We start from the raw sequence: 18,976 nt of genomic DNA, 5'->3' as shown, positions 1-18,976 counted from the left end.
GAGCTGTGACAACACTCAGATCCTGGGCCCACAGGTTTTGCGGCTTGCCCAGGATTTAAGGAGTGACGCAAGTCCCTTGTGGCGAGGGAGCTTGCTCCCGCTCGACTGCGCAGCAGTCGCAGGCCCGGCGGGCGCGGTGTGTCTGGGGAACCACGCCGGCTCGGTTTGGGGCTGCTGCGCAGCCCAGCGGGAGCAAGCTCCCTCGCCACGGGGGTTATGTCGGCTGACGGGTTTCGATGTTGTCCAGTGCACGGTTCGCCAGCAGGCTGCCCAGTTCGATCAATTGCTGAATGCCCAGGAGGAAATGTCGGCGCGAACCGTCCAGGTCGAAAGCCAGGTCATTGACCATGGCATTGGCCGAAGCCAGGGTTTCGCTGAGGTTGGCAAGCAGGCTTTCGGTGTCGATGTCTTTGTTGACGGTGAAGAGTTGGCCCGGAGCAGGTTCTGCTTCGGATTTGCCTGGTTTGGGGTTCAGGTAATGGTCGAGGACTCGGTCGGTGACTTCGTCGTGTTTTTGGGACTTGTTTTTTGGACGCGGTGAGATCGGATCGGTGTCCGGCGGGTTTGGGGTTACTTTGAACATAGATGAAACTCCAGATTAGAAAATTGGAGCCATCTCTCTCGCTACCAAACGAAGGGAGGTGGCCATACGAAGGTTGGTAGACCGGTTACCTGGCAACCCGGCGCGTCCAAGGACGCCCTGCGCATGACCACCATAAAACAGAGGACGAAAAGCCCCCTATATCAGGCTGCACCTGCGCCAGAAAACCGGGCTACCAAACCCGATCGCTGATTCCTCAACGACCCGGAAACGATAGAACCTGCCTCCCAAGCGCACAAGCCGGCGGATTCTGGCGCAGTCGTAGGCAATGGCGCAAGACAACGTAGCCCGATACAGAACACTCCTACATCTAGATAAACACCCCTTCACTTTGTGAGTGCTTCGCACTGGTGCACCAGCCCGGTCGAGCGGGAGCAAGCTCCCTCGCCACAGCAAACCCACCCCCACAATCTTTCCAAGCCGATCACAATTCACACGGCCAATCAAAATCCCGTTAGTCGCCACCCCCTGCCATGCATTAAAGTAACGCCCCCAGCCCCGGCGTTATCTGAACGCCTGGGGCCACCCTTTCCAGGAACAGTCACCGATGGAACATCGTGAAGCGCTGCTTGCGCTGCGAACCTTTCTTTCAACGCAGATTCTCGGCCAGGAAAAACTCATCGAGCGCCTGCTCATCGCCCTGCTCGCCGACGGCCACATGCTGGTGGAAGGCGCGCCGGGGCTGGCCAAGACCAAGGCCATCAAGGAGTTGGCCGAAGGGATCGAAGCGCAGTTCCATCGTATCCAGTTCACCCCCGACCTGCTGCCCGCCGACATCACCGGCACGGAGATCTATCGCCCCGAAACCGGCAGTTTCGTGTTCCAGCAAGGGCCGATCTTCCACAACCTGGTGCTGGCGGACGAAATCAACCGTGCCCCGGCCAAGGTCCAGTCGGCCCTGCTCGAAGCCATGGCCGAACGCCAGGTCAGCGTCGGGCGCAGCACTTATGAACTGTCGCCGCTGTTCCTGGTGATGGCCACGCAGAACCCGATCGAGCAGGAAGGCACCTACCCGCTCCCCGAAGCGCAGCTCGACCGGTTCCTGATGCACGTCAAAATCGGCTTTCCCGATGCGGCGGTGGAACGCCGTATTCTGCAACAGGCCCGGGGTGAAGCGCTTAACGGCGAAACCAAGCCCGAACGCCGCGTGAGCCAGCAGGCGATTTTCTCTGCCCGCAAGGAAATCCTCGGGTTGTACATGGCCGATGCCGTGGAGGAATACCTGGTGCAACTGGTCATGGCCACCCGTACACCGGCCAAGTTCGACCCGGAGATGGCCGAGTGGATCGCCTACGGTGCCAGCCCGCGGGGCTCCATCGCCCTGGACCGCTGTGCCCGTGCCCACGCCTGGCTGGCCGGACGTGACTTCGTCAGCCCGGAAGACATCCAGGCCGTGCTGTTCGACGTGCTGCGCCATCGCATCATCCTGTCGTTCGAAGCCGAAGCCGCCGGCATCGACCAGGATCGGGTCGTGCAGCGGATTCTCGACGTCGTCGCTGTCGCTTGAGCATGCGTCATGAATAACCCACTGGCACCCGCACCGGGCATCCGCGTCAGCCTTTCGGAGCTGATCGAGATGCGCCATCGCGTGCGTGAAGTGCAGTTGTTCTCGACCCCGGGCCAGCGCAGCCCGTTGATCGGCCTGCACCACTCCAAGCTGCGCGGACGTGGAGTGGATTTCGATCAGGTGCGGGTCTACCAGGCCGGGGATGATGTGCGCACCATCGACTGGCGCGTCACCGCCCGGACCCAGGAACCCCACACCAAACTGTTCCACGAAGAACGGGAGCGGCCGATCTTCATCATGATCGAGCAAAGCCACCGGCTGTTCTTCGGCTCGGGGCTGGTGTTCAAGTCGGTGCTCGCGGCCCAGGCCGCCAGTCTGATCGGCTGGGCCGCGCTGGGGCACAACGACCGGGTCGGCGGGCTGGTGTTCGGCGACAACAGCCATTACGAGGTCAAGCCCCGGCGCAGCAAACAGAGTCTTCTACAACTGCTCAACCGCCTGGTGCGGGTCAATCAGTCGCTGCACGCCGAAGGCGAACCGGATCGCGACTCGTTCGGCATTGCCCTGCGCCGGGCCCGGGAAGTGCTGCGGCCCGGCAGTCTGGTGATCGTGATTTGCGACGAGCGTGCGCTGTCGGACAGCGCCGAGCAACAGCTGAGCCTGCTGTCACGTCATTGCGACCTGTTGTTGTTGCCGCTGTCGGACCCGCTGGATCATGCCCTGCCCGCCGCCGGCCTGCTGCGCTTCACCCAGCGCGGCTCACAGTTGGAGCTCGACACCCTGAATTTCGAACTGCGCCAGGCCTATCGCGCCCAGGCCGAGGCGCGCCAGGAACGCTGGGAGATCCTGGCGCAGAAGCTGCGGATCCTGATGATGCCCCTGAGCACCCAGGGCGACATGGTCGAGCAGTTGCGTGAATACCTGAACCCCAAGCGGGCCGGGAAAAGCCGATGAGCAGCCTCGATCAATTGCAGCCGCTGATGGCGCCGCCCTCTATCGGTTTCTGGCCGCCCGCGCCGGGCTGGTGGCTGCTGCTGGCATTGATCCCATTGCTGGGCCTGGGCCTGTGGCAGCTGCGCCGGTTCATTCCGGTCAAGCGCACCACCGCCCGCGCCGAACAACCCCTGGACCCGGTACGCCTGGCCGCCCTGGCCGAACTCGCCCTGCTGCCCAAACCCTACGACGGCGCGCCGGCCGGGGCCTGGCTGCAACAGCTCAACGGGCTGCTCAAGCGCTTGTGCCGCAACCACTACCCCTACAGCCAGAGCCACACCCTCAACGGGCGTAAATGGCTGGCCTTCCTGGATAACCGCTGCCCGGCCGCCGGCCTGACGCGCTGGATGATACTGGTGGAAGGCGCCTACAAGCCCGAATGCAAGCTCGATGACAAAGCCATCGCCGGCCTGACCCAAGCGGTCGAAATCTGGATCCGCAAACATGTTTGAATTCGCCTGGCCGTGGATCTTCGCCCTGTTGCCGCTGCCCTGGCTAATGCGCTTGGTGCTGCCGGCGGCCGACAGTGGCGAGCCGGCGCTCAAGGTCAGTTTCCTCGGCGATCTGGAAGGTTTGGTGGGCCGTCGGGCCCGGGCCCATCTGCCGACCTGGCGTCAACAGGCGCCCTTCATCCTGCTCTGGCTGCTGTTGCTGATCGCCGCCGCCCGTCCTCAATGGTTGGGCGAACCGCTGCCGATTGCCGCCAGCGGCCGTGACCTGCTGGTGGCGGTGGACGTTTCTGGATCCATGGATTTCCCTGACATGCAGTGGAAGGACGAAGAGGTCAGCCGCCTCGCGCTGGTCCAACACATGCTGGGAGACTTTCTCGAGGGCCGCGAAGGTGACCGGGTCGGCCTGATCCTGTTCGGCAGCCAGGCCTATCTGCAAGCACCACTGACCTTTGACCGCCGCACGGTGCGACGTTGGCTGGACGAAGCGCGCATCGGCATCGCCGGCAAGAACACCGCCATTGGCGACGCCATCGGCCTGGCCCTCAAGCGCCTGCGCCAGCGCCCGGCCCACAGCCGTGTGCTGATCCTGGTCACCGACGGTGCCAACAACGGTGGCGAAATCGACCCGCTGACCGCTGCGCGGCTGGCCGCCGACGAAGGCGTGAAAATCTACCCGATCGGCATCGGCGCCGATCCGGAGCAAAGCGGTACGACAGGCTTTTTGGGCGTCAACCCGAGCCTGGACCTCGACGAACCGACCCTCAAGGAGATCGCCCAGGTCACGGGCGGGCGCTATTTCCGCGCCCAGGACGGCGAACAACTGTTGGCGATCAAGACCACCCTCGATCAGCTCGAACCGGTGACCCAGCAACCGACCCAGGCCCGCCCGGCCCTGGCGCTTTATCATGGGCCCCTGGCCCTTGCGCTGCTGTTGAGCGTATTGCTGGTGGCGCGGGAACGTTGGCCGGATAACCCACTGCAACGCCTGTTCAACCGGCCGTTGTTCCAGCCAAGCCAACATGCCGAGTGGCGTCAGCGACTCAAGCGCTTGCGCTTGCGGAGGCGTCGATGATTGCCCTCTGGCCGCACTGGCTGCGCCCCTGGTTCATCTTGCTGCTGCCGTTGCTGGGCTGGTTGCTCTGGCAACTGTGGCATCGACAGAAACGCGTAGGCCGCTGGCAGATGATCTTGCCTCCGGCCTTTCATGCCGTGCTGCTCAGTGGCGGCAGTGGCCGTGAAAGCAGGCTGCCATGGATCGCCCTGGGCCTGGGTTGGTTGCTGATGGTCCTGGCGTTGCTGGGACCGAGCTGGGCACGGGTCGAACAGACCAGCCAGAAACCTGCCGACCCGCTGGTGGTGGTGCTGGAGCTGACCCCGGAGATGCTCGCCACCGACGTTCCGCCCAAGCGCCTGGAACAGGCCCGGCGCAAGGTGCTGGACCTGCTGCAAAACCGCAGCGACGCCCAGACCGCGATCATTGTCTATGCCGGCAGCGCCCACACGCTGGTGCCGCTGTCCGATGACCTGTCCACCAGCGCCAACCTGCTCGAAGCGCTCACTCCTTCGATCATGCCGCAAAGCGGCCATCGCGCCGACCTCGCTGTCCACAAGGCCCTGGCCCTGCTGGACCAGGGCGAGCTTGGCCACGGCCGGATCCTGCTGATCGGTTCGTCGTTGAACGAGCAGGAACGCCAAGGCATCCGCCAGGCCCTGGACGGTTCCGCCACGCAATGGCTGATGCTGGGCATCGGCACCCGCGAAGGCACACCGGTGGCCCAGGAAGATGGCAGTTACCTCAAGGACGCCCAAGGCGCGATCCTGCTGCCGCGCCTGGACAGTCCGGGGCTCAAGTCATTCGCCAACGAGTTGGACGGCCGATACCGTCCGGCGCGCCTGGACGACAGCGACCTGCGCGGCCTGGGCCTGCTGGACGGCCCTCGGCATCTGCGTAGCGACGGCCAGACATTGCGCCTGGACACCTGGGCCGACCAAGGCTACTGGCTGCTCCTGCCACTGTTGCTGCTGGCCGCTTGCGCCGGACGTCGAGGCTGGTTGTTCTGCCTGCCGCTGCTGTGGGTGTTGCCGCAAACCGGCCATGCCTTCGAACTCCAGGACCTGTGGTTGCGTCCCGACCAACAGGGCCAGCACTTGCTCAAGCAGAAACACCCCGCCGAGGCCGCCGAGCACTTCGAGGACCGCCAATGGCAAGGCGTCGCCCTGTACGAAGCCGGCAACTATGGCGAAGCCGCCCGGCGCTTTGCCGAAGGCACCGATGCCCGTGCCCATTACAATCGTGGCAACGCCCTGGCCAGGAGCGGCGAACTGGAAGCCGCGCTGGATGCTTATGAACAGGCCCTGGAATTGCAACCGGACCTGCGCCCCGCCCAGACCAACAAGGCGCTGGTGGAAAGCCTGTTGAAAGAACAGACGCCGCCAGCGGAAGAACCGAAACCCGCCGAAAGCGAGGACGCGAACCCCGCCGAGCAATCGCCGGATGCCGAGACCGCCACCCAGTCTTCGGAGCCGGGGCAACCCTCTTCCGAGAGCAGCGCGACACCGGACGAGTCCCAGCCGCCCCGGACAGCGCCACCGCCCACGGCCCAGGATGTGCCGGGCAGCGAACTGCCCGATGAGCAGACCACCACCCCACCGCTGCGTCCCGCCGCTGGCCAGCGCAACGAAGAAGAACAGCGCCAGGCCCTGGAACAATGGCTGCGCCAGATCCCGGATAACCCAGGGGAGCTGCTCAGGCGTAAATTCTGGTATGAACAGCAAAGCCATCAGGCCCAGGGAAAAACCCAATGACCCGCTTCACCGCCTACCTCCTCATGTTGCTGCTCTGGGCCTCTGGAACCCAGGCTGCACAGCTGACTGCCAGTGTGGACCGCAGCCGCCTGAACTCCGGGGAAACGGTGGAACTGACCCTGGAATCCACTGACGCCACCTTGTTCGGCAAGCCTGACCTGAACCCGCTCCAGGCGCTGTTCGAGGTGCGTGGCACCCGCCAGGTCAACCAACTGACCACCCTCGACGGCGAGAACCGCGCCACCACCCGCTGGATCGTGACCCTGCTGCCGCGCCAAAGCGGCACCGTGGTCATCCCGCCCTTGCAACTGGGCGAAACGAGCAGCCAGCCGATCACCCTGCAAGTGATCGAAAGCGAAACCCGCAGCGCCTCCGGCAACCTGGCGCCGGTGTTCATCGAAGCCAGCCTCGACCAGGCCCAGGTGTACGTGCAGGCCCAGGCGATCCTGACCCTGCGCATCTACCATTCGGTGTCGCTGTACGACGACAGCAGCCTGACGCCGTTGCACATCCCCGACGCCCGCACCGAACAACTGGGCGAGTCGCGCACCTACGAAAAAGTCATCAACGAGGTGCGCCATGGCGTGATTGAACTGCGTTATGGCATCTACCCGCAGCGCAGCGGCGAACTGACGATCCCGGCCCAGACCTTCAGCGCCACCCTGGTCGAGCCGGTGGCCCAGGGCGCAGCGCCTTCGGGGCCCAAACCCGGCCAATTGATGCGCGTCAGTTCCGAGCAATTGCGCCTGACCGTCAATCCCAAGCCCGCCAGCTACCCGGCCGATGTGCCTTGGCTGCCGGCCCGCAGCCTGTCCTTGAGTGAGAGCTGGAGCCCGGAACCGACCCACAGCCAGGTGGGCGACTCCCTGACCCGTAGCCTGACCCTGGAAGCCGAAGGCCTGGCCAGCGCCCAGCTACCGCCGCTGCCAGCCACTGAGATCAATGGCCTGCGGCGCTACCCGGACCAACCGGTCCTCAGCAGCCGCAGCAGTGAGCGCGGACTGGTGGGCAGTCGAGAAGACCGCGAGGCGCTGGTGCCCAATCGCAGCGGCACCATCGAGCTGCCGCCGGTGGAAGTGGTCTGGTGGAACACCCTGGAGAACCACCTGGACCGCACCAGTCTCCCGGCACGGACCCTGCAAGTGGCGAACAACCCGAGCCTGATGGTGGACACGCCGGCGGGCACGGCGCAGATCGTGACGACGGTCGACAGCGACATGCTCTGGTACTGGCAACTGAGTACTTTGATCCTGGCCTGCACGACCGTGCTGGGCTTCGCCCTGTGGTGGCGCGGCCGCTGGCAGCCGGCCATCCTGCGCTCGACCCAGGCCGGACCGAGCCCGCGCACCCTGCTGGACGACCTCAAGCGCACCTGCCTGGCCAACGACCCCCATGCTACGCGCCAGGCCCTGGACGCCTGGGCCCGCCAGCAACCGGAAACCCTGGCCGACATGGCGGCGCGCTTCGTACCACTGTCCGACGCCCTGGACGGCCTCAACGGCGCGCTCTACAGCGAGACCGGCCAGCACTGGCAGGGTGAAGACCTGTGGCGGGCGATTCGGGCGATTCCCCCCACCGAAGGGGCGCTGGCCTCGGCCAGTGATTCCGGGTTGCCGCCGTTGTACCCCAAGTAATTCACGGTTTCCTGTATAGAAATAAAGCCAGGCACAGCACCTGTGGCGAGGGGATTTATCCCCGCTGGGCCGCGAAGCGGCCCCAACACTGTCGACTCCATCAGACAGATGGAGAGGTGAGATTCCAAGGCTGCTTCGCAGCCTATCGGGGATAAATCCCCTCGCCACAGAGTTGACTCTAGACTTGATCGGTACATCCAACGAAGTCGAGCAAGTGCTCACCCTGGTTTCCCAGTAAACTCTCCTTCTTTTAGCCGCCCCTCTTCACGCGGCCACCCTCTGTTTTCTGGAGTTCACCTTGCGTCTGTTTCACACCTCCGACTGGCACCTGGGGCAAAACCTCCACGGCCAGGAACGCGACTTCGAACACGCTTGTTTCCTCGACTGGCTACTGCGCCAGCTGACCAGCGAAAAACCCGATGTGCTGCTGATCGCCGGCGATATCTTCGACACCGTGAACCCGCCGGTCAAAGCCCAGGAGCGACTGTACGACTTCATCGTCAGCGCCCATGAACAAAATGCCAACCTGACCATCGTGATGATCGCCGGCAACCACGATTCCGGCTCGCGGATCGAGCTGCCGGCGCCCTTGATGCGACGCTTGCGCACCCATGCCCTGGGCCGGGTGTTGTGGCTGGACGACGGCCAATTGGACGTCGAGCGCCTGCTGCTGCCGTTGCCCGACGCCAAGGGCAAGGTCAAGGCGTGGTGCCTGGCCCTGCCGTTCCTGCGACCCGCCGAAGTCACCGGCGCGCAGTTGGGCGACGACTACTTGCGGGGCATTGGCCAGGTCCATGAATGGCTGATCGCCGCCGCCAACGGCAAGCGCAAGAAAGGCCAGGCGCTGATCGCCGTCAGCCATGCGCACATGGCCGGCGGCTCGGTGTCCGAGGATTCCGAACGCAGCCTGATCATCGGTAACGCCGAAGCGCTGCCCGCCAGCCTGTTCGGCCCAAGCATCAGCTACGTCGCCCTCGGCCACTTGCACAAGCCGCAGAAGGTCAACGGTGAAGAGCGCATCCGCTACAGCGGCTCGCCGATCCCACTGTCGTTCTCGGAGATTGGCTATCAGCACCAGATTCTCGACATCACCCTGGACGGCGAAACCCTGGTCAAGGTCGAGCCACGGCTGATTCCCCGCGCCGTCAACCTGCAACGCCTGGGCCCGGCACCGCTGGCCGAGATCCTGGTGCAACTCAAGGACCTGCCCGACATCGACCTGTTGGCCGATGTCCAGCGTCAGCCCTGGCTGGAAGTCCGGGTGCGCCTCGACGAGCCGCAGCCAGACCTGCGTCATCAGGTTGAAACCGCGCTGCAAGGCAAAGCCGTGCGCCTGGTGCGGATCGCCGCCGAGTACGCCGGCAACGGTGCCAACGGCAGCGCCGATGACGGCGCCGCGCTGATCGAGCTGGACCAACTCAGCCCACAGGAACTGTTCAGCCGCGCCTGGCAGGACACCTACGGCAATGACGTGGACGAACAGACCCTCAAGGATTTTGCCGTGCTGTTGCAAGACGTGCAGATGGAGAGCGAGCAACCATGAAGATTCTCGCGATCCGCCTCAAAAACCTCGCCTCCCTGGCCGGGCCTTTCGAGATCGATTTCACCGCCGAACCCTTGGCCAGCGCCGGCCTGTTCGCCATCACCGGCCCCACGGGCGCCGGCAAGAGCACACTGCTCGATGCCTTGTGCCTGGCGCTGTTCGGCGCCGTGCCGCGCCTCAACAACACCGGGCGTGACGCCAAGGTGCCAGACGCCGACGGCGACATTGCCACGGGCGATCCGCGCACGTTGTTGCGCCGGGGTACGGGCGACGGTTATGCCGAAGTGGATTTTCGCGGCATCGACGGGCGCCGCTATCGGGCCCGCTGGGAAGCCAATCGTGCCCGGGAAAAGGCCGGCGGCAAGTTGCAGGCCAGCCGCCAGAGCCTGCGGGACCTGGACAACGATCAACTGCTGGCGAGCCAGAAAGGCGAATACAAGATCCAACTCGAGGCGGCCCTTGGCCTGAATTTCGAGCAGTTCACCCGCGCCGTACTGCTGGCCCAGAGCGAGTTCAGTGCGTTCCTCAAGGCCGATGACAACGAGCGCAGCGAACTGCTGGAAAAACTCACCGACACCGCCCTCTACACCCGCCTCGGGCGCCGCGCCTTCGACAAGGCCAAGCACGCCAAGGAAACCCACAAACAGTTGCAGGACCAGGCCACCGGCGTCACGCCGCTCGCTCCCGAGGCCCGGGCCGAGCTGGACCAGCGCTTCAACGAAGCCCAGCAGCAACTCAAGACCCAACAGGCCCAACTCAAGCAGTTGGAACAGCAACACACCTGGCTCAAGGACCTGCGCCAGTTGCAGGACGAACAGAGCAGCGCCGCCGAGCAACTGCAACAGGCCCAAGCCGATTGGAATACGCTGGCAGACGAACGCCTGAAACTGACGCGCCTGGAACAACTGGCGCCCCAGCGGCATCAGTTCATTCGCCAGACGGAACTGAACCGGCAGCTCGAACCCCTGGCGGCGCAGATCCAGCAGCTCACCCAGCAGCAGATCGACCTGCATGCCCAACAAGCCGAACTGGAAAAGGCCCTCGAGGACGCGCATCAGGCGCTGACCAGCGCCCGCCAGCAAAGCACTGACAGTGCACCATTGCTGCGCCAGGCCTTCGACGAACAGAGCACCCTCGCCCGCCTGGCCCAGGACGCGAGCCTCAGCGCCGAACGCCAGGAACAGGCGCAACAGGCCTGTAGCGAAGGCCAGCGCACGATCGACACCTTGCTTGAACAGCAAAAGCAAGTGGCCGAACGTTTGCAGCGTATCGCTGGCGAGCTTGAACAAAGCAGCCACCTTGCGCCGCTGAGCGATGCCTGGAACGCCTATCGCGATCGACTCCAGCAGTTGATGTTGATTGGCAATCGCCTGAACCAGGGCCAGGCGGAACTCGCCACACTGGAGCACAGCGCCGCGCGCGCCGCCGAGGACCTGGCGACCCGTCGGCAAGACCTCGAAGTCCTCTACAAAGAAGCCGGCGCCGAACCGGAAGCGGTGGCCGAACAGATCCAGTTGCTCGGCAACCTGCTGCAAGACAACCGCAAGCAACTGCGAGCGTTCGAAGAGCTGACCCGGCTCTGGGCCAGCCAGCAAGAACTGGACAAACGCGGCGCCGAGCTTGAGCAACGCCAGCAGTTGGCATTGCAGGAACGCGACCGGTTGGTACGTGAAGGCGGTGAAGCGAAGGCCGAACTGACGATCGCCGAACAGACCCTGAGCGTCACCCGTGAACTGCTGGAGCGCCAGCGCCTGGCCCGCAGCGAAAGCGTCGAGCAACTGCGCGCGCAGTTGCAGGACGAGCAGCCCTGCCCGGTGTGTGGCAGTGTCGAACATCCTTATCATCAGCCCGAAGCGCTGCTGCAAAGCCTCGGGCGTCACGATGAAAACGAAGAGGCCAACGCCCGCAAAGCGGTCGAGCGGCTCAATGAAAAAGTCATCGACCTGCGCGCGCAATACAGCGGCGTCATCGCCCAGCTCAAGGAACTCAAACAGCAACAAGAACAGCTCGCCAGCCAGCAGCAGAGCCTGACCCCCAGCCTGGAAGCCCACCCGCTGTCGGCGCAGTTGCTGGCCCAGGATTCGAACAAGCGTGACACTTGGCTGGCCCAGCAGAACAGTCAGCTGCATCAGCACATCAGCCAGGACGAACAACGACAAACCGCCCTGCTGACCCTGCAACAGGATGCCGCGCGCCTCGCCCAACAACTGCGCGATGCCGAAACGGCAAGCCAGCAGGCGGCACAGCAGTTGAGCAACCAGCAACAGGAGCTGGCCCGTGATCGCCAGCGCCTGGACGATGAGCTGAGCCACTTCAGCGCCCTGTTGCCGGCCGACACCTTGCAGGCCCTGCGTACTGAACCGGCCGCCACCTTCATGCAGCTCGACCAGCAGATTGCCCAGCGCCTGGAACAATCGGAACAGCAGCGCGACGAACTCAGCGAACAACTCCAGCGCCAGCAAACCCTGGAGAAAGAGCAGGACCGCCAGCAGACTCGCGTGCAGCAATTAGAAGCGGCGCGTCAGCAATTCAACGCCCTGACCAAGCAACAGCAGGCCTGCCAACAAACACTCACGCAACGGCTGGGCGCACACTCCAGCGCCGAACAGTGGCAGCAACAACTTGACCAGGCCCTCGAACAGGCTCGCCATGCCGAGGCGACAGCCAATCAACAACTGCAGGAGTTGCGTAACAACCTGGTGCAACGGGCCGCCGAACTCAAAGCCCGGCAGGAACAGTCCCAATCGCTGAATGCAGAACATCAGACGCTGGCCGCCGGCATCGCACAATGGCGCGCCTCCCATCCAGAGCTGGACGACGCTGCGCTTGAGACCTTGCTCAGCCTGGATGAGCAGCACGTCAGCCAATTGCGCCAGCGCCTGCTCAACAGCGAAAAAGCCATCGAGCAGGCCCGCGTGCTGCTGACCGAACGCGAGCAGCGTCTGCAAAACCACCAGGCCCAGCACAACGGCAACTTGCTGCCGGAGCAATTGGCCGAAGCCCTCACCGAGCTGCAAGCCCAATTCGCCGCCAGCGAACAGCGTTGCGCCGAACTGCGCGCCGAACAGGCCGAGGATCAGCGCCGGCAGAACGCCAACCAGGCCCTGGCCCAGCAGATCGAACAGGCCTATGTCGAATACCAGCGTTGGGCGCGACTGGATGCGCTGATCGGTTCGGCCACCGGCGACCGTTTCCGCAAGCTGGCCCAGGCCTACAACCTCGACTTGCTGGTGCACCACGCCAACGTCCAGCTTCGGCAGCTGGTTCGCCGTTACCGACTCAAGCGCGGCGGCAGCATGCTCGGGCTTTTGGTGATGGACACGGAGATGGGCGATGAACTGCGCTCGGTGCATTCGTTGTCCGGCGGCGAAACCTTCCTGGTCTCCCTCGCCTTGGCGCTGGGCCTGGCCTCGATGGCGTCCAGCACGCTGAAAATCGAGTCGCTGTTCATCGACGAAGGGTTTGGCAGCCTCGACCCCGAATCCCTGCAACTGGCGATGGACGCCCTTGATGGGTTGCAGGCCCAGGGCCGCAAGGTCGCGGTGATTTCCCACGTGCAGGAAATGCACGAGCGGATCCCGGTGCAGATCCAGGTCCATCGCCAGGGCAACGGGTTGAGCACCGTGGAGGTGAAATGAGCCGCGCCACGCTCTATTCCTTCCGCCGCTGCCCCTACGCAATGCGAGCGCGCATGGCCTTGCGCTACAGCGCTGTCGAGTTGGAGATTGTCGAAGTCAGCCTGAAGGCCAAGCCTGCCGAGATGCTCGCATTGTCCAGCAAAGGCACGGTGCCGGTGCTGCAGGTTGAGGGCCGGGTAATCGATGAAAGCCTGGAGATCATGGCCTGGGCCTTGGCCCGGCATGATCCGCAAGACTGGCGGCTGCTGGACGATCCTGTGGGCCAAGCGTTGACGGCGGCGTTGATCGAGGAGAACGACCATCGGTTCAAGCTTCACCTGAATCGCTACAAATACCCCGAGCGCTACCCCGAGTACCCGAAGGAGTATTACCGCAGCGAGGGCGAAGACTTTCTGCGCCGCCTGGAGGCACTGCTTGCAACCCGGCCGTTTCTGGCGGCGGAGCACCAGAGTCTGGCGGACATAGCAGTGATGCCCTTCATACGGCAATTCGCCCATGTCGACCGCGAGTGGTTTGCCCAGGCGCCCTACCCGCATTTGCAGCAGTGGTTGCAGCGGTTCCTGGCGTCCGAGCTGTTCGTGGCGATCATGGCCAAGTAACAGCCTGCACACAGCCCTTGCTCCCGCTGGGCCGCGCAGCGGACCCTTTTTGCGATTGCTGCGCAATCGAGCGGGAGCAAGCTCCCTCGCCACAAAGGCAATCCTGCAGCCCGATTGTTGCCGATCCGATCAGTCGCTAAGCAGACTCAACAATCGCTCACGAGCCACTTCCAACTCACCGGAATCCGGTTGGGCGGCTGAAACAATCGGAGTGGAGTAGAGAAACAGCAGCATCACTGCCAGACGCATGGCCATGGTGTCGATCCTTAACCTGCAAAGGAGTCAATTTGTCAGCGTCAAATTTAAACACATGGCCAAGTGATATTACAGCTGGATTTTTCCAGAAACGGCGAAGCCTGCGATCTTTTCTCTTTCACCCGGTGTTCAGTGAAGATGAAAAGATCGCAGGCTTCAGTCGTTGCGCGAGATTTCAGTGTTGGGTCTTGTGATCCAGCGCCGCATAGAAGTTGGCACTTTGTTGCAGGTATTTCTCGGTGTAGCTCTGGGTACGGTTTTTCTTGTCGCTGATCTCGACACTGGCACTGGCAGGCAGCGCCACAGTGGCAGAGATGGCGGAAGCGGCGATCACGGAGAAGAGATTCAGATTCATGGCGGTAGACCTCGGATTCAGTTGGCTGGCTTGCCCGGTTGGGCCGTGAAGCAAACTTACGCGCCGAGGCGTGTGGGCTTGAAATGCTTTGTAATACTAGCGAATATCAGTCCCGTTGATACAAGAGTGAAGGCCCCGAAAAACGGGGCCTGCGGTCTATTGACGCACGATGAATTTCAAATCGCTTGGTGCATCCATCGGCATTTTCTGCACGGTTTTACCCAGCAGGCCGGTCTTGGGATCGCGCTCGACCACCACGATCTGATTGCTCTTCTGGTTGGCAATCAGCAGGAATCTGCCACTCGGATCGAGGCTGAACTCCCGAGGATGGTCGCCTTCGACGGAACGTCGTTGCAGCTCCTTGAGCGTCCCCGCCGCCGAGTCGATGGCGAACACCAGCAGTTCGTTGGTGGTGCCGCGATTGCTGACGTAGAGGAACTTGCCGTCCTTGGAAGCATGCAGCGCAGCCGCCGCCCTACCCGCCTGCGGCTTGCCGGCCGCCAGGTCCACCAGTTGGCGCTGGGTCAGGCGGCCGTCCTGGTAATCGAACACCGCCACTTGCGCGGTCATTTCCATCGTCAGCCAGGCGTGCTTGCCATCGGCGCTGAACAGCAAGTGCCGTGGACCGCTGCCGGGTGGCAATTGCACGAAGGCCGGATTGGCGGCAGTCAGCGGCAGTTCGGGATTGGCCTTGGGGTCGTAGCGATAGATGAAGACCTTGTCCGCCCCCAGGTCGTTGGCGAACACATATTTGCCATCCGGTGAGGACACCGCCGAGTGCACATGGGCCGACATCTGCCGCTCGGGATTGACCCGGCTCGGCTGATGACTGCTCAACTGCACCACCGGCGCCAGCTTGCCGTCGGCGCCCACTGGCAACACCGCCAGGGTGCCGCCCGGGTCTTCCACGACCGAATAGTTGCTGACCAGCAGATGCCGACCATCACCGCTGAGGCTGGAATGGGTCGGCTCGTTGCCCAGGGACTGCACCTGGTTGATCAGGCTCAGTTGCTGGGTTTTCGGGTCGATGGCGTAGCTGCTGACCTTGCCCACCGGGTCTTGCTGTCCCGGCCCGTTTTCGTTGACCACGAACAGCCGGGTCATATCGCTGGACAGCGTCAGCCAGGAAGGATTGTCAGTCTTGATCACTTGCAACGGGTTGGCATCGAGCTGGCCGGTGCGGCTGTCGAATTGCAACCGGTAGATGCCCTGGCTCTGGCCGGCGGTGTAGGAACCCACCAGCAGTTGATGGCGCTCGTTGGTGTCTGCCTGGACGCCCATGGCGCCCAGGCTGCCGGCCATCAACAACGGCCAGAGGCTACGCATTTTCATCTTCGTCGTCCTCATCGTCGTGGCCGCTGGAGGCTTCCACGCATTCCAGATGGTGGTCGCCGGAGTCACTGGTGATGATCCAGTGATTCGAGGCCTTGTCGAACGTCGCGGCCTGCATTTGCGCCGGCGTGAACCGCCAGTGCTCGAGGGTGCGACCGTTCATGCACTCAACGTGCAGTTGGTCCTGCTCGTCGAGCTCAAAATTGAATGCGTGCAGGCCGTCGATAATCAGCATGTCGCAGGAGTCGAGGGCTTGCAGCAGGGGGGCGGTTACGGCAGTCATGGTGATCAGTCGGTCGTTGGGAAAGTTGCCATGATAACCCAATGTGCTGGTGGACCTTGGGCCATCACTTCAGACTCGATGTTGACTGGGCGATTGCCTTCGCGAGCAAGCCCGCTCCCACAATTGGATCGGCGGTGAATACACATTCCGTATCCCAGGAAACCCAGTGTGGGAGCGGGCTTGCCCGCGAAGAGGCCGGCACATTCAACATCAATGCCACGGCCTCACCGCGATGCTTAGAGCGCCTCGCGCCCCGGCACCCCATCCACCAACCGCTGGATCCCCAGCGGGTTGGCGTTCTTCAGCGGCTCCGGCAGCAGGCTGTCGGGATAGTTCTGGAAGCACACCGGGCGCAGGAAACGATCGATCGCCAAGGTGCCCACCGAAGTGCCGCGGGCATCGGACGTCGCCGGGTAAGGCCCGCCGTGGACCATCGAATCACACACCTCGACACCGGTCGGGTAACCGTTGAGCAGGATGCGGCCGACCTTCTGCTCCAGCAGCGGCGTCAATTCGCTGAACCGTTCGAAATCCGCCGGCTCGCCAATCATCGTCGCGGTCAGTTGACCGTGCAGGCCGTTCAGCGCCGCGCTGAGTTGCGCCTGGTCCGCCACTTCGACAAACACCGTGGTCGGGCCAAACACTTCTTCCTGCAACGCCTCGTCACCGTTGATCAACAGGCTGGCATCGGCCTTGAACAACTGCGGCTGGGCCTGGTTGCCCTGCTGCTCGCGCCCGGCCAAGTGCTCGATGCCTGGGTGGGCCAGCAGCTTCTGCAGGCCATTGCCGTAGCTTTGCAGCGTGCCGGCGTTGAGCATGGTCTGGGGCGCCTGGTCGCCGATCAACGCGGCCACTTGCTGAGTGAAGGCGGTAAATTGCGGCGAACGAATGCCGATCACCAGGCCAGGATTGGTGCAGAACTGACCGCAGCCTTGCACCACCGAGGCGGTCAAGTCACGCGCAACGCTCTCGGCGCGGGTCTCCAGCGCTTGCGGCAAGACGATCACCGGGTTGATGCTCGACATCTCGGCAAACACCGGGATCGGCTGCGGACGTGCGGCCGCCATGTCGCACAGGGCGCGCCCGCCCTTGAGGGAACCGGTGAACCCTACCGCTTGGATCGCCGGATGCTTGACCAGCCATTCGCCAACGCCACCGCCGTAGATCATGTTGAACACACCGGCAGGCATCGCGGTTTTTTCCGCGGCACGGATGATCGCATCGGCCACGTGCTCGGCGGTCGCCATGTGACCACTGTGGGCCTTGAACACCACCGGGCAACCGGCGGCCAGGGCCGACGCGGTGTCGCCACCGGCCGTGGAAAACGCCAGGGGAAAGTTACTGGCGCCGAACACCGCCACCGGCCCCAGGCCGATGCGGTACTGACGCAGGTCCGGACGTGGCAACGGCGTGCGTTCCGGCAAGGCGCGGTCGATACGCGCACCGTAGAAATCGCCACGACGCAGAACCTTGGCGAACAGGCGCATCTGGCCGCTGGTGCGACCGCGCTCGCCCTGGATCCGTGCCGCCGGCAATGCGGTTTCACGGCAGACCACGGCCACGAACTCATCGCCCAGGGCATCCAGTTCATCGGCAATGGCCTCGAGGAACTCGGCCCGGCGCACCGCGCTCAGGCTCCGGTAGGCCGGATAAGCCGCAGCCGCGGCCTTGGCGGCAGCATCGACTTCTTCGGCCGTGGCCTGGATGAAATCATGGGGCAAGGCCTCGCCGGTGCTGGCGTCGACGCTTTGCAGGCGGGTCTGGCCGGCCGCGCTGCGCGCCCCGCCGATGTAGTTGTGGCCAAGGATCTGGTTCATCGCAAGTCTCCTTTTAAAGTGTGCCGATAGTACCCGGGTTGAACACCGCGTCTACCGGGGCAATGCCGTTGACCAACGGCGCGCCGAATTCAGCCTGGCTGATTTCGAACACATCCCCCGGCTGGGTGCGGATGCCGTCGGCGAACGACAGGGTCGCGGTGCCGAAGAAATGAACGTGCACGTCCCCCGGACGCAGGAACTGACTGTACTTGAAGTGATGGAACTCCAGGTTTTCGAGGCTGTGGCACATGTTGGCCTCGCCACTGAGGAATTCGTTCTGCCACAGCACTTCGCCGTTGCGCAGGATACGACTGGTTCCGGAAAGATGTTGAGGCAGTTCCCCCACGCGAAGTTCCGGACCAAAACTGCAGCTGCGCAATTTCGAGTGGGCCAGGTACAGGTAATTCTTGCGTTCCATGACGTGATCGGAGAACTCGTTGCCCACCGCGAAGCCCAGGCGATAGGGCTTGCCGTCGTGGCCGATGACATACAGGCCGCTGATTTCCGGCTCTTCGCCGGCGTCTTCGGCAAAGGGTGGCAACGGGAACGGATGGCCCGGACGGACCACAATGCTGCCATCACCTTTGTAGAACCATTCCGGCTGCACGCCGGCCTGTCCGGCCTGGGGCTTGCCGCCCTCCACGCCCCATTTGAAGATGCGCATGGTGTCGGTCATGGCGCTTTCGTCGCCAGCCTGCTGGTGCATCTTGTCCCGGGCCGAGGCGCTGCCCAGGTGGGTCAGGCCGGTGCCGCTGACCAGCAGGTGCGCCGGATCCGGGTGATCCAGCGGAGGCAGGATGCGCAGCTCACTGAGCAACCGGGCGTAGTCATGACCGGCGCCCAGGCCCAGGCTGTTGACCTGCTGCTCAAGCTTCACGCCCGCCTCGATGGCCGCCAGCGCCAGGTCGCGCACGCTACCAGCGCCCTGCACTTCCCGCACCTGGTCGCCGTCGACCACACCGACGCGGCGTTCGCCGTTAGGCAATTCGAACTGAACTAAACGCATGATGTTCTCCCTGTAAACAATACTTAAATACACCGTCAATCACCTGTGGGAGCGGGCTTGCCCGCGAAGACGGCGGTACATTCAACATTGATGCAAGCTGACCCACCGCTTTCGCAGGCAAGCCCGCTCCCGCACTGTTCATCTCAGCCTTCAAAT

16 protein-coding genes are annotated in these 18,976 nt (G+C 63.6%); 9 read left to right on the top strand and 7 right to left on the bottom strand.

Translation table 11 applies throughout. The features are described from left to right. Nucleotides 1-214 precede the first annotated feature (214 nt). Nucleotides 215-583 (bottom strand): DUF6124 family protein, encoded by a 369-nt coding sequence (locus tag CD58_RS12385; RefSeq protein WP_025213311.1) that lies wholly within the window; start codon nt 581-583, stop codon nt 215-217. Between the two features lie 565 nt (nt 584-1,148). Here CD58_RS12385 and CD58_RS12380 point away from each other — a divergent pair. The 9 genes from CD58_RS12380 (at nt 1,149) to CD58_RS12340 (ending at nt 13,772) form a co-directional block, all read left to right on the top strand. After that, a complete protein-coding gene (locus tag CD58_RS12380) occupies nt 1,149-2,108 on the top strand; it encodes an AAA family ATPase (protein WP_025213310.1) in 960 nt (319 codons plus the stop codon). A gap of 9 nt (nt 2,109-2,117) precedes the next feature. Continuing rightward, nucleotides 2,118-3,062, top strand: coding sequence for a DUF58 domain-containing protein (locus CD58_RS12375; protein ID WP_025213309.1), 945 nt, complete (start codon nt 2,118-2,120; stop codon nt 3,060-3,062). Further along, a complete protein-coding gene (locus CD58_RS12370) occupies nt 3,059-3,553 on the top strand; it encodes a DUF4381 domain-containing protein (protein WP_025213308.1) in 495 nt (164 codons plus the stop codon). The genes CD58_RS12375 and CD58_RS12370 overlap by 4 nt, the downstream gene beginning before the upstream one ends. Next, nucleotides 3,546-4,625 carry a vWA domain-containing protein gene (locus tag CD58_RS12365; protein ID WP_025213307.1) on the top strand — a complete coding sequence of 360 codons (1,080 nt, stop codon included), beginning with the start codon at nt 3,546-3,548 and terminating at the stop codon, nt 4,623-4,625. Before CD58_RS12370 ends, CD58_RS12365 begins: the two co-directional genes overlap by 8 nt. After that, complete coding sequence (locus CD58_RS12360; protein WP_025213306.1) at nt 4,622-6,358, top strand: VWA domain-containing protein; 1,737 nt, start codon at nt 4,622-4,624, stop codon at nt 6,356-6,358. The genes CD58_RS12365 and CD58_RS12360 overlap by 4 nt, the downstream gene beginning before the upstream one ends. Beyond that, the gene (locus CD58_RS12355; protein WP_025213305.1) at nt 6,355-7,992 is read left to right on the top strand and encodes a BatD family protein; all 1,638 of its coding nucleotides are present in this window, start codon (nt 6,355-6,357) and stop codon (nt 7,990-7,992) included. Before CD58_RS12360 ends, CD58_RS12355 begins: the two co-directional genes overlap by 4 nt. Nucleotides 7,993-8,290: 298 nt before the next feature. After that, nucleotides 8,291-9,535 (top strand): exonuclease SbcCD subunit D C-terminal domain-containing protein, encoded by a 1,245-nt coding sequence (locus tag CD58_RS12350; protein WP_025213304.1) that lies wholly within the window; start codon nt 8,291-8,293, stop codon nt 9,533-9,535. Beyond that, a complete protein-coding gene (locus CD58_RS12345) occupies nt 9,532-13,173 on the top strand; it encodes an AAA family ATPase (RefSeq protein ID WP_025213303.1) in 3,642 nt (1,213 codons plus the stop codon). Before CD58_RS12350 ends, CD58_RS12345 begins: the two co-directional genes overlap by 4 nt. Further along, nucleotides 13,170-13,772, top strand: a complete 603-nt coding sequence (locus CD58_RS12340) for a glutathione S-transferase (RefSeq protein ID WP_025213302.1) — start codon at nt 13,170-13,172, stop codon at nt 13,770-13,772. The genes CD58_RS12345 and CD58_RS12340 overlap by 4 nt, the downstream gene beginning before the upstream one ends. A 129-nt stretch (nt 13,773-13,901) precedes the next feature. Here CD58_RS12340 and CD58_RS31605 read toward each other — a convergent pair whose 3' ends face one another. The 6 genes from CD58_RS31605 to araD1 all read right to left on the bottom strand — a co-directional run bounded on the left by CD58_RS31605 (nt 13,902) and on the right by araD1 (nt 18,820). After that, nucleotides 13,902-14,027, bottom strand: coding sequence for a hypothetical protein (locus CD58_RS31605; RefSeq protein ID WP_003180680.1), 126 nt, complete (start codon nt 14,025-14,027; stop codon nt 13,902-13,904). Between the two features lie 175 nt (nt 14,028-14,202). After that, nucleotides 14,203-14,382, bottom strand: coding sequence for a hypothetical protein (locus CD58_RS12335; protein ID WP_003202673.1), 180 nt, complete (start codon nt 14,380-14,382; stop codon nt 14,203-14,205). 156 nt (nt 14,383-14,538) lie between these two features. Further along, the gene (locus tag CD58_RS12330; protein ID WP_038436631.1) at nt 14,539-15,714 is read right to left on the bottom strand and encodes a lactonase family protein; all 1,176 of its coding nucleotides are present in this window, start codon (nt 15,712-15,714) and stop codon (nt 14,539-14,541) included. After that, the gene (locus CD58_RS12325; protein ID WP_049866980.1) at nt 15,701-15,997 is read right to left on the bottom strand and encodes a DUF5629 family protein; all 297 of its coding nucleotides are present in this window, start codon (nt 15,995-15,997) and stop codon (nt 15,701-15,703) included. Before CD58_RS12325 ends, CD58_RS12330 begins: the two co-directional genes overlap by 14 nt. A gap of 236 nt (nt 15,998-16,233) precedes the next feature. Then, nucleotides 16,234-17,814, bottom strand: coding sequence for an aldehyde dehydrogenase (NADP(+)) (locus tag CD58_RS12320; RefSeq protein WP_025213299.1), 1,581 nt, complete (start codon nt 17,812-17,814; stop codon nt 16,234-16,236). Nucleotides 17,815-17,827: 13 nt separating this feature from the next. Then, complete coding sequence (gene araD1, locus CD58_RS12315) at nt 17,828-18,820, bottom strand: AraD1 family protein (RefSeq protein ID WP_025213298.1); 993 nt, start codon at nt 18,818-18,820, stop codon at nt 17,828-17,830. Between the last annotated feature and the right edge of the window lie 156 nt (nt 18,821-18,976).

This window comes from Pseudomonas brassicacearum (assembly GCF_000585995.1).
GTDB classification, from domain to species: Bacteria; Pseudomonadota; Gammaproteobacteria; order Pseudomonadales; family Pseudomonadaceae; genus Aquipseudomonas; species Aquipseudomonas brassicacearum_A.
This window is presented reverse-complemented; position numbering and strand designations above follow the sequence as displayed.

Excerpts from the sequence above, each read along its gene's own strand:
- CD58_RS12370 (WP_025213308.1), top strand. The coding sequence starts at position 3,059 with ATGAGCAGCCTCGATCAATTGCAGCCGCTGATGGCGCCGCCCTCTATC.
- CD58_RS12340 (WP_025213302.1), top strand. The coding sequence starts at position 13,170 with ATGAGCCGCGCCACGCTCTATTCCTTCCGCCGCTGCCCCTACGCAATG.
- araD1 (WP_025213298.1), bottom strand. The coding sequence starts at position 18,820 with ATGCGTTTAGTTCAGTTCGAATTGCCTAACGGCGAACGCCGCGTCGGT.
- CD58_RS12325 (WP_049866980.1), bottom strand. The coding sequence starts at position 15,997 with ATGACTGCCGTAACCGCCCCCCTGCTGCAAGCCCTCGACTCCTGCGAC.
- CD58_RS12360 (WP_025213306.1), top strand. The coding sequence starts at position 4,622 with ATGATTGCCCTCTGGCCGCACTGGCTGCGCCCCTGGTTCATCTTGCTG.
- CD58_RS31605 (WP_003180680.1), bottom strand. The coding sequence starts at position 14,027 with ATGGCCATGCGTCTGGCAGTGATGCTGCTGTTTCTCTACTCCACTCCG.
- CD58_RS12335 (WP_003202673.1), bottom strand. The coding sequence starts at position 14,382 with ATGAATCTGAATCTCTTCTCCGTGATCGCCGCTTCCGCCATCTCTGCC.
- CD58_RS12375 (WP_025213309.1), top strand. The coding sequence starts at position 2,118 with ATGAATAACCCACTGGCACCCGCACCGGGCATCCGCGTCAGCCTTTCG.
- CD58_RS12320 (WP_025213299.1), bottom strand. The coding sequence starts at position 17,814 with ATGAACCAGATCCTTGGCCACAACTACATCGGCGGGGCGCGCAGCGCG.
- CD58_RS12330 (WP_038436631.1), bottom strand. The coding sequence starts at position 15,714 with ATGAAAATGCGTAGCCTCTGGCCGTTGTTGATGGCCGGCAGCCTGGGC.
- CD58_RS12355 (WP_025213305.1), top strand. The coding sequence starts at position 6,355 with ATGACCCGCTTCACCGCCTACCTCCTCATGTTGCTGCTCTGGGCCTCT.
- CD58_RS12365 (WP_025213307.1), top strand. The coding sequence starts at position 3,546 with ATGTTTGAATTCGCCTGGCCGTGGATCTTCGCCCTGTTGCCGCTGCCC.
- CD58_RS12345 (WP_025213303.1), top strand. The coding sequence starts at position 9,532 with ATGAAGATTCTCGCGATCCGCCTCAAAAACCTCGCCTCCCTGGCCGGG.
- CD58_RS12380 (WP_025213310.1), top strand. The coding sequence starts at position 1,149 with ATGGAACATCGTGAAGCGCTGCTTGCGCTGCGAACCTTTCTTTCAACG.
- CD58_RS12385 (WP_025213311.1), bottom strand. The coding sequence starts at position 583 with ATGTTCAAAGTAACCCCAAACCCGCCGGACACCGATCCGATCTCACCG.